Annotated in this window: 13 protein-coding genes; 8 read left to right on the forward strand and 5 right to left on the reverse strand. The window is 67.5% G+C overall.

Annotated features, from left to right (window positions below):
• Positions 1 to 44: 44 nt before the first annotated feature.
• The 4 genes from AC1VVG_RS04435 to AC1VVG_RS04450 are packed head-to-tail and all read left to right on the forward strand — an operon-like array spanning position 45 to position 4,795.
• On the forward strand, positions 45 to 914 hold the full coding sequence (locus AC1VVG_RS04435; protein ID WP_482835304.1) for a glycosyltransferase family 2 protein: 870 nt from the start codon (positions 45 to 47) through the stop codon (positions 912 to 914).
• On the forward strand, positions 911 to 1,876 hold the full coding sequence (locus tag AC1VVG_RS04440; protein WP_206141210.1) for an NAD-dependent epimerase/dehydratase family protein: 966 nt from the start codon (positions 911 to 913) through the stop codon (positions 1,874 to 1,876). Before AC1VVG_RS04435 ends, AC1VVG_RS04440 begins: the two co-directional genes overlap by 4 nt.
• Positions 1,877 to 1,882: 6 nt before the next feature.
• Positions 1,883 to 2,899 carry an MraY family glycosyltransferase gene (locus AC1VVG_RS04445; RefSeq protein WP_059557214.1) on the forward strand — a complete coding sequence of 339 codons (1,017 nt, stop codon included), beginning with the start codon at positions 1,883 to 1,885 and terminating at the stop codon, positions 2,897 to 2,899.
• Between the two features lie 12 nt (positions 2,900 to 2,911).
• On the forward strand, positions 2,912 to 4,795 hold the full coding sequence (locus AC1VVG_RS04450; protein WP_049035493.1) for a nucleoside-diphosphate sugar epimerase/dehydratase: 1,884 nt from the start codon (positions 2,912 to 2,914) through the stop codon (positions 4,793 to 4,795).
• Positions 4,796 to 4,890: 95 nt separating this feature from the next.
• On the opposite strand, the gene AC1VVG_RS04455 is transcribed toward AC1VVG_RS04450, so the two are convergent.
• Genes AC1VVG_RS04455 through AC1VVG_RS04475 form a run of 5 tightly spaced genes read right to left on the reverse strand, consistent with a single transcriptional unit; the run spans position 4,891 to position 10,319 of the window.
• Positions 4,891 to 5,997, reverse strand: coding sequence for an MraY family glycosyltransferase (locus AC1VVG_RS04455; RefSeq protein WP_034187282.1), 1,107 nt, complete (start codon positions 5,995 to 5,997; stop codon positions 4,891 to 4,893).
• 27 nt (positions 5,998 to 6,024) lie between these two features.
• Entirely contained in the window at positions 6,025 to 7,047 is a 1,023-nt protein-coding gene (gene galE / locus AC1VVG_RS04460; RefSeq protein WP_034187283.1) for a UDP-glucose 4-epimerase GalE, read from the reverse strand.
• A gap of 15 nt (positions 7,048 to 7,062) precedes the next feature.
• Positions 7,063 to 8,199: a glycosyltransferase family 4 protein gene (locus tag AC1VVG_RS04465; RefSeq protein WP_069706991.1), complete on the reverse strand. Its 1,137-nt coding sequence runs from the start codon at positions 8,197 to 8,199 to the stop codon at positions 7,063 to 7,065.
• 42 nt (positions 8,200 to 8,241) lie between these two features.
• Positions 8,242 to 9,066 (reverse strand): glycosyltransferase, encoded by an 825-nt coding sequence (locus AC1VVG_RS04470; RefSeq protein ID WP_059557209.1) that lies wholly within the window; start codon positions 9,064 to 9,066, stop codon positions 8,242 to 8,244.
• Complete coding sequence (locus AC1VVG_RS04475) at positions 9,063 to 10,319, reverse strand: lipopolysaccharide biosynthesis protein (RefSeq protein WP_482835305.1); 1,257 nt, start codon at positions 10,317 to 10,319, stop codon at positions 9,063 to 9,065. Before AC1VVG_RS04475 ends, AC1VVG_RS04470 begins: the two co-directional genes overlap by 4 nt.
• A gap of 255 nt (positions 10,320 to 10,574) precedes the next feature.
• Between AC1VVG_RS04475 and AC1VVG_RS04480 the strand changes: the two genes are divergently transcribed.
• The 4 genes from AC1VVG_RS04480 (at position 10,575) to waaA (ending at position 15,444) form a co-directional block, all read left to right on the forward strand.
• Entirely contained in the window at positions 10,575 to 11,969 is a 1,395-nt protein-coding gene (locus tag AC1VVG_RS04480; protein ID WP_482835306.1) for a phosphomannomutase/phosphoglucomutase, read from the forward strand.
• Positions 11,970 to 12,143: 174 nt separating this feature from the next.
• Positions 12,144 to 13,139 carry a lipopolysaccharide heptosyltransferase I gene (waaC, locus tag AC1VVG_RS04485; protein WP_482835307.1) on the forward strand — a complete coding sequence of 332 codons (996 nt, stop codon included), beginning with the start codon at positions 12,144 to 12,146 and terminating at the stop codon, positions 13,137 to 13,139.
• 24 nt (positions 13,140 to 13,163) lie between these two features.
• Entirely contained in the window at positions 13,164 to 14,048 is an 885-nt protein-coding gene (kdoO, locus tag AC1VVG_RS04490) for a Kdo hydroxylase KdoO (RefSeq protein ID WP_059557203.1), read from the forward strand.
• 37 nt (positions 14,049 to 14,085) lie between these two features.
• The gene (gene waaA, locus AC1VVG_RS04495; RefSeq protein ID WP_034187290.1) at positions 14,086 to 15,444 is read left to right on the forward strand and encodes a lipid IV(A) 3-deoxy-D-manno-octulosonic acid transferase; all 1,359 of its coding nucleotides are present in this window, start codon (positions 14,086 to 14,088) and stop codon (positions 15,442 to 15,444) included.
• The last annotated feature ends 63 nt before the right edge of the window (positions 15,445 to 15,507 follow it).

A 15,507-nucleotide genomic window follows, 5' to 3' on the forward strand; every position in this document is an offset into this window, starting at 1 on the left:
GGCACACTTCTGGTGTTGCATGCTCTTAACGGTTTCGTCATAACGTGGCATCTCAAATCGCCCCATCCGTTTCACAACGCGCGCCTTTTTCGCCCGGCAAGGATCTGTCGATTTCCGTCGTGACCTTTCGTCCCGACGCGTCGCTGCTTGCGCGGACCTTATCCAGTGTCGAGGCGGCCAGTGGGCCATTGAGGCGTTCAAGGGGAGAGGTGGCGATCAGCACTTGCCTCGTTGACAATGGTGAAGAGGCCACCAAGCTCGAATCGATTCGAGACGGAGTCAGCGGCACCGGAGTCGATTACGAGTTGCTGACCGGGCACGGTAACGTTGGCTACGGACGGGGTCACAATCTCGCGATCGAGGCGGTCGACAGTACCTATCACCTCATCCTCAATCCGGACATCGATATCGAACCCGACGCGCTCGTGTGCGCACTCGAATTCCTCGACATGCATCCTGAGGTCGGTTTGCTCACGCCGTGGATCGGTGACGATGCGGGCGGCCAGCAGTATCTCTGCCGCCGTTACCCGGCGGTTCTCGATCTGCTTGTGCGGGGCTTTCTGCCGGTCCGGTTCCGGGAGCATTTTGCGAGGCGCCTTGCCCGCTACGAAATGCGCGATGTCATCAACGGCCAGGACGTCGTCTGGGATCCGCCGATCGTCAGCGGCTGCTTCATGCTGTTCCGCACTGAAGTCCTGAAGAAACTTGGTGGCTTCGATCCGCGCTACTTCCTGTACTTCGAGGACTACGACCTGAGCCTGCGCACGCACGAGGTCGCCCGCGTCGCGTATGTCCCGTCGGTGCGCGTGATTCATCACGGCGGTGGCGCATCCCACAAAGGCTTCGCACACATCCGCATGTTCGCCGCATCGGCATTCAAGTTCTACAACCGCTTCGGCTGGAGGCTCTGGTGAGCCATCTCGTCGTCACCGGCGCGAACGGCTTCGTCGGCCGCGCGGTCTGCCGCCGCGCGCTGGAGGCCGGGCACTCGGTTACCGCCCTGGTGCGGCGTCCGGGCGGCTGCATCGACGGCGTGCGCGAGTGGGTGCACGACACCGCCGATTTCGATGCGCTGGCTGAAGCGTGGCCCGCCGATCTGGCCGCCGATTGCGTGATCCATCTCGCCGCGCGCGTACACGTGATGCGCGACGAGTCGCCCGATCCCGACGCCGCGTTCGATGCCACCAATGTTGCCGGTACGCTGCGTCTCGCCGAGGCGGCGCGCCATCACGGCGTGTGCCGCATCGTGTTCGCGAGCAGCATCAAGGCGGTTGGGGAGGGCGACGGCGGGGTGCCGCTGTCCGAGGCTTCCAAACCCGATCCGCAGGATGCATACGGCCGTTCGAAACTGCGGGCGGAGCGGCAGCTCGCGCAGTTCGGCGCGTCGGCGGGGCTCGACATCGTCGTCGTTCGTCCGCCGCTCGTCTACGGCCCGGCGGTACGCGCCAACTTCCTGCGGATGATGGATGCGGTCGCACGTGGGATGCCGTTGCCGCTCGGCGCGGTTTCGGCGCGCCGCAGCATCGTCTACGTCGATAACCTCGCCGAGGCGCTGCTGCGTTGCGCAATCGACCCGCGCGCGGCCGGCGAATGCTTTCACGTTGCCGACGACGATGCGCCGTCGGTCGCGAGCCTGCTGCGTCTCGTCGGCGACGCGCTCGGCAAGCCGGCCCGGCTGATCGCGGTGCCGCCGGCGCTGTTGCGTGTGCTCGGAAAGTTGACCGGCCGTAGTGCGGCGATCGACCGCCTGACCGGCAGCCTGCAGCTCGACACGGGCCGGATCAAGCGCGTGCTGGGCTGGCATCCGCCCTATACGACCCGCCAGGGCCTCGAAGCGACCGCCGCATGGTATCGTTCGCGCGATACACGAAAATAAGACCACATGCTTCTCGCGAACCCCACCTGGCTCACCACGGCCGCGGTGGCCCTGGCCGCCGCATTCGCTTCGACGACGATTCTCCGCGTGCTGCTCGCCACCGGACTGGCCTGGCGCCTGGCGACCGACATTCCAAACGACCGTTCGCTTCATACGCTGCCCACCCCGCGCGTGGGCGGATGGGGCATCGTGCCGGTTTGTGTCGTTGCGCTGCTGGCGCTGGCACCGCGACTCTGGCTGATCGCCATCGCCGCTGCGGGCCTGGCCGCGATGTCGCAGATCGACGACCGGCGCGGGCTGCCGGCCCGCGTGCGGTTCTCGGCGCACCTCGCGGCCGTCGTCGCGCTGCTCGTCGTGTTCCCGGCCGATGCGCCCTGGTGGCTGCTCGCCGGTGTGGGTTTCGCGATGGTATGGCTGACGAACCTGTACAACTTCATGGACGGCGCCGACGGCCTCGCGGGCGGCATGGCGCTGTTCGGCTTCGGCGGATACGCGGCCGCGGCGCTCGGCGGCGCGAATACGTCGCCCGATCTGGTCGTGGCAGGCGCGGCGATCGCAGGCGCGGCGCTGGGCTTTCTTCTGCTCAATTTCCACCCGGCCAGGCTGTTCCTCGGCGACGCCGGCTCGATTCCGCTTGGGTTCTTGGCCGGTGCGTTGGGCTACTGGGGCTGGCGGACCGATGTCTGGCCGATCTGGTTTCCGGCGATGGTGTTCGCGCCCTTTATTGCCGATGCATCTGTAACACTTTTGAGACGCCTGTTACGCGGAGAAAAGTTCTGGCAGGCGCACCGCGAGCATTATTATCAAAGGATGGTCCGATCGGGCGTGAGTCATGGCCGGACCGCCCTTTATTGGTACCTCATCATGCTCGCGGGCATAATTGTCGCCGTGTGGGCAAAGGGCCGCCCCGAACTGCAGCAATGGCTGTCGTTCCTCGCGTGGTATGGCGTCCTGGCATGTTTCGGATGGTTGATCGACATGCGTTGGCGCCGGTTTCAGTCGGCCGCCAAAAACAACTATTGAGGTTTCCCGCCGATGTTTCGATCCAGAGCGTCGTGGCTGTCGCTGAGTGCTTTCCTGTTCGACCTGACGGCGGTTGCCGCCGCATGGTTGTTCGCCTATCTCGTTCGTTTCAACGGCAGCGTTCCGCATGATTTCCTGAGCGGTGCGCTGATGGCGTTGACCTGGGCTCTTCCCGTCTACGCGCTGATGTTCCACGGATTCGGCCTGTATCGCGGCCTGTGGGTGTTCGCGAGCCTGCCCGACCTGATGCGCATCGCAAAGGCGGTGGTCGGCGGCGGCGTGATCGTGATGATCGGCGCCGTGATGTTCCAGCCGCAGCCGATCATTCCGCGCTCGGTGCTGCTCGTGTCGCCGCTGATGCTGTTCCTGGCGATGGGCGGCGCCCGCGCGCTCTACCGCGCGACGAAAGAGTACTACCTGTACGGCGGCCTCGTCGGCAAGGGCAAGCCGGTGCTGGTGCTCGGCGCCGGCACGGCCGGCGCGAGTCTCGCGCGCGAACTGTCGCGTTCCGGCGAATGGCGCCTCGTCGGCCTGCTCGACGACGACGTCACGAAGCAGGGCCGCGAAATCTACGGCTACAAGGTGCTGGGCTCGTTCAACGACCTCAAGCACTGGACCGATGCGATGAAGGTCGAGTACGCGATCATCGCGATTCCGTCGGCGTCGATCGAGACCCAGCGTCGCGTGGCGACGCTGTGCGTGCGGGCCGGCGTGAAGGCGATGGTGCTGCCGTCGCTGACTGCGCTGATGCCGGGGCAGGGCTTCCTGTCGCAGGTACGGAACATCGATCTCGAGGACCTGCTCGGCCGCGATGCCGTGACGATCGACACGCCGCACGTCGAGGCGCTGCTGCGCGGCCGCGTCGTGATGGTGACGGGCGCGGGCGGTTCGATCGGCTCCGAGCTGTGCCGGCAGATCCTGCGCTTCGCGCCGGCGCAACTGGTTGCATTCGACCTGTCCGAATACGCGATGTACCGGCTCACCGAGGAGCTGCGCGAACGGTTCCCCGACCTGCCCGTCCTGCCGATCATCGGCGATGCGAAGGATTCGCTGCTGCTGGACCAGGTGATGTCGCGCCATGCGCCGCACATCGTGTTCCATGCGGCCGCCTACAAGCACGTGCCGCTGATGGAGGAACACAACGCGTGGCAGGCGTTGCGCAACAACGTGCTCGGCACGTATCGCGTGGCCCGCGCGGCGATTCGTCACGACGTGCGCCACTTCGTGCTGATCTCGACCGATAAGGCCGTCAATCCGACCAACGTGATGGGCGCGAGCAAGCGTCTCGCCGAAATGGCGTGCCAGGCATTGCAGCAGACGAGCGCGCGCACGCAGTTCGAGACGGTGCGCTTCGGCAACGTGCTCGGCAGCGCCGGCAGCGTGATTCCGAAGTTCCAGCAGCAGATCGCGAAGGGCGGTCCGGTCACGGTCACGCACCCGGAGATCACGCGCTTCTTCATGACGATCCCGGAGGCGTCGCAGCTCGTGCTGCAGGCGTCGAGCATGGGGCAGGGCGGCGAGATCTTCATTCTCGACATGGGCGAGCCGGTGAAGATCGTCGATCTCGCGTGCGACCTGATCCGCCTGTACGGGTTCTCGGAAGAACAGATCCGGATCGAGTTCACGGGGCTGCGGCCCGGCGAGAAGCTCTACGAGGAGCTGCTCGCGGACGACGAGGCGACGACGCGCACGCCGCACCCGAAACTGCGGATCGCGCGGGCGCGCGAAGTACCGGACAATTTGCTCGACGAGCTGCTGCCGTGGCTGATGCAGCACCGCGTGCTGTCCGACGACGAAGTGCGGCGCGACCTGCGGCGCTGGGTGCCGGAATACCAGACGGCCGTTGCCCCGACCTTGCAGAGCGTACCGTCGGTGCGCGCCGCGTCGAACAAGTGACGCGGCGGCGCGAAGCCCGAACGGGGCTCGGCGATGCATGAAAAAAGCGCCCCGCGGGGCGCTTTTTCTTTGTCCGGAAGCCGATGCAACGACGTTCAGTGGCTGCGCCGGTGCTTGCGTACCACCATCCACCGCGGCGCGCGAAACCGCACGATGCTGAGATAAAGCCACACGTAGGTCAGTGCGAACAGCACGACGAACACGAACAGGTGCAGCGTGTGTCGCCAGAACAGCGTCGCGGGAATCACCGCGACGAGGCACAGCAGCCACAGATACGGCGACGTGAGCGAATTCCGCCGCGTCAGGTCGTGCGCGTGCTTCGTCCCGACGGCCCAGCGCATCAGCCGCTTGTACACGAGCATGTGCAGATGCACGCCGTCCGGAATCCCCGGCGACATCCCGCGGATGAACTTCTTCCGGTAGATCGAGAAACAGGTCTCGAAGATCGGGTACATGAACAGCAGCACCGGATACCACGCGGACACCTCGCGGTTGCGCATCACGAGCATGATCGCGAGTTCGGCGAGCATGAAGCCGATGAAATACGCGCCGCCGTCGCCGAGGAAGATCAGCCCGGCAGGAAAATTCCACAGGAAGAAGCCGAGCACCGCACCCATCATGATGATCGACGCGGACATCACGACCGGGTCGTTGACGTGGAACGCGACGTACGCAAGCGACGCGAACATCATGAAGCTGACCATCGACGCGAGGCCGTTGAAGCCGTCGATGATGTTGATCGCGTTCGCGAGCGCCGCGACCGCGAGCACCGTGATGAACGCCGAGATGGCCACGTAGCCGAGCAGGAAGTCGAGCGGCGGCACGCTGATGCGCTTGACCGCGATGCCCAGCAGCCAGAACGCCAGCGCGGCCGCGCCCATCGTGCAGAGCAGCCGCGCGCGCGGCGACACGCGTTTGGTCAGGTCCTCGACGAGGCCGGACAGGAACGCCGGCAGCCCGCAGGCCGCGATGCCGAGAATGCTGCCCGCGATCGTCGGATAGCGCCGCGACAGGATCAGCGCGGCCACGACGACCCCGGCGAGGATCCCGATGCCCCCCACTCGCGGCACGGGCCGCACGTGGAATTTCTGCACGCCGGCCAGATCGCTGTCGATCGAGAATTTCTCGTGAAGGTGCGCGTAGCGCACGATGAACAGCGTGACGAGCAGAGAGACGATGAAGCCGGACGCGAAGCTGAGCATGGGATCGCTCGAAAAATGGACAGCGGATTATACAAAACCGCGCGGGTTCCCCTCCTGCCATCGCCAGTGGTCGGCACACATGTCCTCGATCCCGAGCGTCGCGCGCCAGCCGATGATGTCGGCCGCGGCCTGCGGATTCGCGTAGCACTCGGCGATGTCGCCCGGGCGGCGCGCGACGAGTTCGTACGGCACCGGGCGGCCCGACGCCTTCTCGAACGCACGCACGACTTCCAGCACGCTGTAGCCCTGGCCGGTGCCGAGGTTCACGACAAAGCTCGCGTCGCGCTTCGCGAGCGCGTCGAGCGCGGCGATGTGTCCTTTCGCGAGATCGACGACGTGGATGTAGTCGCGCACGCCGGTGCCGTCCGGCGTCGCATAGTCGGAGCCGAACACGCGCAGCTTTTCCAGCTTGCCGACCGCGACTTGCGCGACATACGGCATCAGGTTGTTCGGGATGCCGGCCGGATCCTCGCCGATCAGCCCGCTTGCGTGCGCACCGACCGGGTTGAAGTAGCGCAGCGTCGCGATGCGCCACGAAGGATCGGACACCTCGAGATCGCGCAGGATCTGCTCGGCGATCAGCTTCGACTGGCCGTACGGGTTCGTCGCCGACAGAGGGAACGATTCGTCGATCGGCGAGCGCTCGGGCACGCCGTACACGGTCGCGGACGAGCTGAACACGAACTGCCTGACGTTGCGCTCGCGCATGACCTTGAGCACCGCCAGCAACCCGCCGATGTTGTTCTGGTAGTACTCGAGCGGCTTCGCGACCGATTCGCCGACGGCCTTGAGCGCCGCGAAATGGATCGTGCCGGTGATCGGGTGCGCGTCGAACACCTTCGCGAGCGCGGCTTCGTCGCACACGTCGACCTGATGGAACGCGGGCGTCTTGCCGGTAATCCGCTCGATGCGGCGCACGGACTCGGCCTTGCTGTTGACGAGGTTGTCGACGATCACGACATCGTAGCCGTTGTCGAGCAGCTCGACGGCCGTGTGCGAGCCGATATAGCCCGCGCCGCCGGTAACGAGGATGGTGCCTTTAGCGGTCATTGCTGATGCGCTCCTTCAGAGAGTGATGCCGGTCAACGAACGAATGGTCTGCCGGTAGCGTTCGACGACCTGCTGCTCGTCGAATTCCGCCGTGACTTTCCGCCGGCCGCGCGCGCCCATCGCGTCGCGCCCGGCCGTTCCGAGTTCGATCATGCGGAGCAGTTGCTCCGCGAGGCTTGCGCTGTCGCGCACGCGGCACAGGAAGCCGGTTTCGCCGTCGGCGACGACGTCGCGGCAGCCCGGCACGTCGGTCGCGACGATCGGGCGGCCCATCGCCGATGCTTCCATCAGCGTGCGCGGCACGCCTTCGCGGTACGACGGCAGCACGACGCAGTCGGCCGCCGCGATATGCGGGCGGACATCGTGCGCCTCGCCGAGATATTCGACGATGCCTTCGCCGACCCATGCGTCGACGTCCGCGCGCCCGATTGCGCTCGGATTGTCGACGCCGAGCGGCCCGAGCAGTTGGAAGCGCGCGTTCGGGAAGCGGCCGCGCACGATGCGCGCGGCTTCCACGTATTCGCGCACGCCCTTGTCCCACAGCAGCCGGCCGATCAGGATGAAGACGGGCGCGTCGCCGGCGGGCAGCGGCACGGGCGCGAACTGCTCGAGATCGACGCCTTCGCCGTGCAGCAGCCGCGCGCGCTCGGGATGCGCGAGCAACTGCTCGTCGGTGAAGGTCGCGAGGTCGTCGCGGTTCAGGAACCACACTTCACGCGGGAAGCGGAACGCGAACCGGTACAGGCGCTTCGCGACGCTCGCCGCGCGGCTTTTCTGGATGAAGACGTAGCCGAGCCCCGTCGTCACCGCGATCGACGGCACGCGCGCGAGCCACGCGGCGACCGACCCGTAGATGTTCGGCTTGATCGTGTAATGGAACACGAGATCGGGCTTGAGCGCGCGGTAGTGGCGCACCAGCGCCGCGAGCGTGCCGAGATCCTCGCGCGGGCTCGTGCCTTTCGACGCGACCGCGAGCTTCACGTAGCGGCAGCCCATCTGCTCGAGCAACGGCACCGTGCGGTCGTGCGGCGCGATCACGACGACCTCGGCGCCGCGCGCGACGAGCGCACGGATCAGCCCGTGGCGATACGTGTAGATCGCCCAGGCCGTGTTGCAGACGAGCGCGATGCGCAGCGGGGAAGTGGCGGACATGAAAAAAGAAAAAAATAAAGCGTCGTAAATGCCGGATCGGCGTCAGGCGGACGGCCGCGCGGCGAACAGCGTCTGCTTGATCCGCTGCAACGTCCGGTACGGCGTCACGAAATGCAGCAGGTTCTTGGCGAGGCCGGCCCAGTCGTACGGGTTCAGCGCGTTGAAATGGCTCAGCAGCAGCGTGAGCGTCGACACCAGTTGGCGCCGGCGCTTGGTCGCACTGATCCCGCCCTCGTTCAGTTCGTAATACAGGCCGAGTTCCGGCAGGTTCGCGCAATCGTAGCGTTGCATTAACCGTAAAAAAAGATCGAGATCCTCGGCCGCGCGGTATTTCTCGCGATAGTTGCCCACTTCCCGCACGGCGTCGATGCGCAGCATCACCGAAGGATGCACGAGCGGCGAGCGCAGGAAGCGCGTGCGGCGCAGCGTGCGCGGATCGGCGGGCGGCGTCAGCATGAAACGCGGTTCGCCGGCGCGCGACACGACCTGCGTCCACATGCCGACGCAGGCGACGTTCGGGTGGGCGCCGAGATAGGCGCGCTGCTTCGCGAGGCGCTGCGGCACGGCCAGGTCGCCCGCGTCGATGCGGGCCGCATAGCGGAAGCCACGCGCCGCGAGCGCGTCGATGCCGGCCGCGAGCGCGCGCTCGATGCCGCCGTTCCGCGGCATGCGCAGCACCTCGATCGCGAGGCCCGGCAGGTCGGGCGCGACGATCGGCGGCGTGCTGCCGTCGTCGACGACCAGCACGTGCACGGGCGCATCCTCGCGAAACGACGCAAGGGTCCGGACGACGTCGTCGTGCCCGTTGTAGGCCGGCATCAGCACGGCCACGTCGTCGAGCGGGGGCGGGCAATCAGGGGACGTCATGTTCGCAGCTTGAAACGGATGTAATAAAAGTTGACGGCGGCCGCGGCCAGGTAGCCGGCCGCCAGCCCGACGAGCGCGCCGTACAGGCCGAGCCGCGGGATCGCGAACAGGTTGACGACCGCGGCGATCGCCAGCGCGAGCAGCCATTTCGACAGCAACACGAATTTTGCTTGATATTTGAGAACGATAAGATTGCCTATCGCCTCGATGCCGGCCGGCACGGACAGCCAGACGGCCCAGCGGAAGATGTCGACCGATGCCTCGTAGCCGTGGCCGAACACCTTGCCGACGATCAGCGGGGCGGCCGCGTCGAGCACGAGCGCGCCGGCCGTCATCAGGCCGGCCGTCATCGCGATCAGGCGGACGATGTTGCGGCGCAGCCGCGCGACGTCCTGCACGCGGTAGACGAACGCGGGCGCGATGGTCTGCGCGAGCATCAGCGCGAGCGTGATCCAGTTTTCGTTGAGCTGCTGCGCGGCCGAATAGCGGCCAAGATCGGCGAACGACACGTGACGCTCGAGCATCAGGCGGTCGAGTTTCAGGAACAGGTACATGCAGATCAGGCCGAGCCAGAACACGGTGCCGGCCGTCGCAAAGTGCCTGAACAGCGGTTTATCGAACGTCCAGCCGAGCGCGCCGCCGTTACGATGCCGGTAGTACAGCAGCAGCGTGAAGCCGATCGCGGCGGCCTCGAGCGCCCACAGCCACGCGAAGCGGGCGGGGCCGGCGGCCGCGCGGACCAGCAGCCACACGAGCAGCGCCTTCGCGAGCGCCGTGACCATGCTGGTGACGAGCTGCGGCTTGCTGTAGGTCATGCTTTGCAGCCACGCGTTGATCACGCCGACGAACGGTTCGCGGAACACCATCGTGACGGCGAGACCCGTGAGCATCGCACCGACCAGCGGGTCGAACGCGCCCGCGGCGATCGCGATCCAGGTCGCGGCGAGCGCGGCGACCGAGACGGCGATGCGCAGCGCGAACGCGCTGCCGAGCACCGCGCCGAGCTGGGCGGGCGGGCGCTGGACGATGGTCGGGACGAGGATTTCCGCGCCGCACACCCAGGTGAGCGGCGCGAGTACCAGGAGAAGCGTATTCGCATACTGCCATTTGCCGAACACATCTGGCCCGAAATAACGGGCCAGCAGGCCGCTGATCGCGATCGCGACGCCGATCTGCGTGAGCCGTTCGAGCCCCAGCCAGACGAGGTTCGCGACGGCTTTCGCGACGTCCGGGTTGCCGAAGCGCGTCAGCATGCGGCGCGGCGGCGCGCGTGCGGGGCGGCCGGCAGGGCGCCCGAAGGCTGCGGATTGGCGGCGGCGGGACGGCTAGGCATTAAAATGGGCGGTATGCGCGTCATCGAAACCCGCGATTATAAGTGGGATCGCGACCGCTCCAGCCGTTCCGTTCCTTGTTTTGCGGGGCCGCATGTATCATGCGCGGCACCGGCGAGAGGCGGCCAGCCAAGCCAGACAATTTTCCATGCACGCAACTGAGAGAGAAGAGAATCGATGATCTCCCAATCCATCTTTAAGGCATATGACATCCGTGGCGTGGTCGGCAAGACACTCGACGTCGATACGGCGCGCGGGATCGGCCGCGCATTCGGCAGCGAAGTGCGTGCGCAGGGCGGCGACGCGGTCGTCGTCGCGCGCGACGGCCGCCTGTCCGGGCCGGAGCTCGTCGGCGCGCTCGCCGATGGCCTGCGTGCGGCCGGTGTCGATGTCGTCGACGTCGGCATGGTGCCGACGCCGGTCGGCTATTTCGCGGCAAACGTGCCGCTGGCGCTGAAGGGCGGCGAGCGCCGCGTCGATTCGTGCATCGTCGTCACGGGCAGCCACAACCCGCCCGACTACAACGGTTTCAAGATGGTGCTGCGCGGCGCCGCGATCTACGGCGAGCAGATCCAGGCGCTGTACCGCCGCATCGTCGACGAGCGCTTCGAGACGGGCAGCGGCACGTATGAGGAAGTCGACGTCGCCGATCAGTACATCGCGCGCATCGTCGGCGACGTGAAGCTCGCGCGGCCGCTGAAGCTGGTCGTCGACGCCGGCAACGGCGTCGCGGGCCCGCTCGCGACGCGCCTGTTCAAGGCGCTCGGCTGCGAACTCGTCGAACGCTTCACCGACATCGACGGCACGTTCCCGAACCACCACCCCGATCCCGCGCACCCGGAAAACCTGCAGGACGTGATCCAGGCGCTGAAGGACACCGATGCCGAACTCGGCTTCGCGTTCGACGGCGACGGCGACCGCCTGGGCGTCGTCACGAAGGACGGCCAGATCATCTATCCGGACCGCCAGCTGATGCTGTTCGCGGAAGAAGTGCTGTCGCGCAACCCGGGCGCGCAGATCATCTACGACGTGAAGTGCACGCGCCACCTCGCGCAGTGGATCAAGTCGAAGGGCGGCGAGCCGCTGATGTGGAAGACGGGCCACTCGCTCGTGAAGGCGAAGCTGCGCGAGACGGGGGCGCCGCTCGCAGGCGAAATGAGCGGCCACGTGTTCTTCAAGGATCGCTGGTACGGCTTCGACGACGGTCTCTACACGGGCGCGCGCCTGCTCGAGATCGTCGCGAAGACGGCCGACCCGAGCGCGCTGCTCAATGCGCTGCCGGACGCGATGAGCACGCCCGAACTGCAGCTCTGGCTCGACGAAGGCGAGAACTTCAGCCTGATCGACAAGCTGCAGAAAGAGGCGAAGTTCAACGGTGCCGAGGAAGTCGTGACGATCGACGGCCTGCGCGTCGAGTACCCGGACGGCTTCGGTCTCGCGCGTTCGTCGAACACGACGCCGGTCGTCGTGATGCGCTTCGAAGCCGAGACGCAGGAAGGGCTCAAGCGGATCCAGGAAGACTTCCGCCGTGTGCTGACGGCCGCGAAGCCGGACGTCAAGCTGCCGTTCTGAGCGCCGGCGGCCTGCGGGCCGCCCGCGGTGCCGCGGCAGCTTCGTCGGCCGCGATTCTCCCGAAAAGCGGCGCACGTCACGGGCGTGCGCCGCTTTTTGTCTGTCCGCCCCGCCGGGCGAGATAAAATCCCCCCTTTATGCCTGTCGCCGGCTGCCAGCCGGCGTTTTTTCAGCGTGCAAAAGATCCTGATCGTGCGCGTGTCGTCGCTGGGCGACGTCGTGCACAACATGCCGGTGATCGCCGATATCCGGCGCCGCCACCCCGACGCGCAGATCGACTGGCTCGTCGAGGAAAGCTTCGTCGACCTCGTGCGGCTCGTCGACGGCGTGCGCAACGTGCTGCCGTTCTCGCTGCGCCGCTGGCGCAAGAATCCGTTCTCGGGCGCCACGTGGCGCGAGATCCGCGCATTCCGCAAGCGTCTCGCGGCCGAGCAGTACGATCTCGTGATCGACTGCCAGGGCCTCATCAAGACGGCCTGGGTCGCGAGCTGGGCGCGCGGCCCGCTGGTCGGGCTCGGCAACCGCACCGATGGCGCCGGCTACGAATGGCCGGTGCGCTTCTTCTATGCGAAGCGCGTGCCGATCGCGCCACGGACGCACGTCGTCGAGCGGTCGCGGCAACTCGTCGCGGCGGCGCTGAACGACCCCGCGCCGACGCCGGCCGATCCGGTCGACTTCGGCCTCGACACGCGCGCGGCTGCGCTCGCGGTGGCCGCGCTCGGCCTGAACCTGCCGGTGCCGTACGTGGTGTTCGTCCATGCGACGTCGCGTGCCGACAAGCAGTGGCCGGACGCCGCGTGGATCGAACTCGGCCAGGCGCTCGTGCGGCGCGGCGCGTCGCTCGTGCTGCCGTGGGGCAACGACGCGGAACGCGCGACCAGCGAGCGGCTCGCGAAGGAATTCGGCGATGCTGCGATCGTGCCGCCGAAACTGTCGCTGCCGGCCGTGGTTGGTCTGATCGACGGCGCGGCCGCGACCGTCGGGGTTGATACAGGTCTGGTTCACATCGCGGCCGCGCTGAAGCGTCCGACGGTCGAACTGTACAATTTCGCGACGGCCTGGCGGACCGGCGGCTACTGGTCGCCGAACGTCGTCAATCTCGGCACGGCGGGGCAGCCCCCGTCGATCGCGCAGGTGAAGTCGGCGCTCGCGGGCTTCGGTCTCCTGTAACGCTGTCCCACACGCGAACCGATCATGAGCGAATCCCAGATCATCGAAGTCCCGTCCGCCGACTGGAGCGGGCACAACCTGTCGGCGCCGCGCGAGCAGCTGCTGGCCGCGGTCGAGGAAGGCAAGGTGCTGTATTTCCCGCACCTGCGCTTCGCGATCGAAGGCGGCGAGGAAGCGCTGCTCGATCCGGCGCTCGCCGATCCGAAACGCAAGAACATCAGCCTCGCGCCGAACGGCGGCACGCTCGCCGGCGTGCTCGGCGACAGCGTCACGCAGTCGGCCGTGCGCGCGCTCGTCGCGCGCTTCCAGCAGCAGGCCGGCACGCTCGTCGACGGCCTCTTTCCGGAATACCGCGGCAAGCTGCGCGTCGCGCCGACCAGCCTGCGGCTGATGCAGGTCGAGACGCGCCAGACGTCGTGGCGCAAGGACGACAGCCGGCTGCACGTCGACGCGTTCCCGTCGCGGCCGAACTACGGCGAGCGCATCCTGCGCGTGTTCACGAACGTGAACCCGGCCGGCGTGCCGCGCGTCTGGCGCGTCGGCGAGCCGTTCGAGGACGTCGCGAAGCGCTTCCTGCCGTCGATCAGGCCGCAACTGCCGGGCGCCGCGTGGCTGCTGAACCTGCTGCACGTGACGAAGTCGCCGCGCAGCGCATACGACCACCTGATGCTGAACCTGCACGACAGCATGAAGGCCGATCTCGACTACCAGAAGACGAGCCCGCAGGAGACGATGCCGTTTCCGCCGGGTTGCGTGTGGATATGTTTCTCCGATCAGACTTCGCACGCTGTGATGTCCGGCCAGTTCATGCTCGAACAGACGTTCTTCCTGCCGGTCGACGCGATGGTCCGCCGCGAATGCGCGCCGCTCGGCATTCTCGAACGCCTGACGGGCAGGGCGCTGGTTTGAGCGCGCACCTGCTTCGACGCAACACGAGGGCCGCCGCATGCTGAGGGTGATCTATCGCGCGCTGTGGTGGCTCGTCGCGCCGGCCGCGGTCATCCGGCTCTACGTGCGCTCGCGCAAGGAGCGCGGTTATCGCGAGCATATCGGCGAACGCTTCGGTCACGTTGCGGGCCGCTTGCGCGACGACCGCGCGCCGCTGATCTGGGTACATGCGGTGTCGGTCGGCGAGACGCGTGCCGCGCAGCCGTTGATCGACGCGCTGATGCATGCGCGCCCCGATGCGCGCATCCTGCTCACGCACATGACGCCGAGCGGCCGCGCGACCGGCGAACAGATCTTCGGCGATCGCGTGCTGCGCTGCTACCTGCCGTACGACATGCCGGGCGCGGTGCGGCGCTTCCTGCGCGCGTGGCGGCCGACGCTCGGCCTCGTGATGGAAACCGAGGTGTGGCCGACGCTGATCGACGAGTGCCGCCGCGCGGACGTGCCGCTCGTGCTGACCAATGCGCGGATGTCCGCGCGTTCGTTCCGGCGCGCGGCGAAGTTCGGCGCGGCGACGCGCGATGTGTTCGGCGGCTTCTCGCGCGTGCTCGCGCAGAGTCCGGCCGACGCGGAGCGGCTGACGTCGCTCGGCGCGCGCAACGTGACGGTGCTCGGCAACCTGAAGTTCGACATGACGACGCCGCCGGAACTGGCGGCACGCGGCCATGCGTGGCGCGATGCGATCGGCGCGCGGCCCGTGTGGGTCGCCGCGAGCACGCGCGAGAACGAAGAGGCGCTGGTGCTGCAGGCGTTCGCGGAAATGCGTACGCCCGACGCGCTGCTGGTGCTCGTGCCGCGTCATCCGCAGCGTTTCGCCGAGGTCGAGGCGCTCGTCGCGCGCAGCGGGCTCAAATGTGTACGGCGTTCCGTCTGGGCGGCGGACGCGGCCGCGCTCGCGGCCGGCCGGCCGGCTGCCGAACCGCTGCCGGGCGACGTGACGGTCCTGCTCGGCGATTCGATGGGCGAACTCGGCGCGTATTACGCGGCCGCCGATATCGCGTTCATCGGCGGCAGCCTGCTGCCGCTCGGCGGCCAGAACCTGATCGAAGCGTGCGCGGTGGGCGTGCCGGTGCTGATCGGGCCGCACGTGTTCAACTTCACGCAGGCGACCGCCGACGCGGTCGCGGCCGGTGCGGCGATGCAGGTCGCGGATCCGCTCGATCTCGCGCACGTGCTCGATGCGCTGTTCGCCGACAAGGCGCGGCGCGTCGCGATGGGCGCGGCCGGCGCGGCTTTCGCGTCGCGTCACCGCGGCGCGACGGCGCGTACGGTCGACGTGCTCGCGGCGCTGCTGCCGCCCGCCGAGCGCGGCGCGCGCACGCCGCAGGACGCGCCGGGCACGTCGGACGACGAATAGAACGAGTGGGACGAATCGACGAAGGGCGGCGCAAGGCCGCCCCGGTGCGCGTGGCGGCGTCGA

The organism is Burkholderia sp. L-4 (assembly GCF_056856535.1).

Coding starts and splice junctions, on each gene's coding strand:
- galE (WP_034187283.1), bottom strand. CDS start 7,047: ATGACCGCTAAAGGCACCATCCTCGTTACCGGCGGCGCGGGCTATATC.
- kdoO (WP_059557203.1), top strand. CDS start 13,164: ATGAGCGAATCCCAGATCATCGAAGTCCCGTCCGCCGACTGGAGCGGG.
- AC1VVG_RS04470 (WP_059557209.1), bottom strand. CDS start 9,066: ATGACGTCCCCTGATTGCCCGCCCCCGCTCGACGACGTGGCCGTGCTG.
- waaA (WP_034187290.1), top strand. CDS start 14,086: ATGCTGAGGGTGATCTATCGCGCGCTGTGGTGGCTCGTCGCGCCGGCC.
- AC1VVG_RS04450 (WP_049035493.1), top strand. CDS start 2,912: ATGTTTCGATCCAGAGCGTCGTGGCTGTCGCTGAGTGCTTTCCTGTTC.
- AC1VVG_RS04480 (WP_482835306.1), top strand. CDS start 10,575: ATGATCTCCCAATCCATCTTTAAGGCATATGACATCCGTGGCGTGGTC.
- AC1VVG_RS04445 (WP_059557214.1), top strand. CDS start 1,883: ATGCTTCTCGCGAACCCCACCTGGCTCACCACGGCCGCGGTGGCCCTG.
- AC1VVG_RS04465 (WP_069706991.1), bottom strand. CDS start 8,199: ATGTCCGCCACTTCCCCGCTGCGCATCGCGCTCGTCTGCAACACGGCC.
- AC1VVG_RS04475 (WP_482835305.1), bottom strand. CDS start 10,319: ATGCTGACGCGCTTCGGCAACCCGGACGTCGCGAAAGCCGTCGCGAAC.
- AC1VVG_RS04455 (WP_034187282.1), bottom strand. CDS start 5,997: ATGCTCAGCTTCGCGTCCGGCTTCATCGTCTCTCTGCTCGTCACGCTG.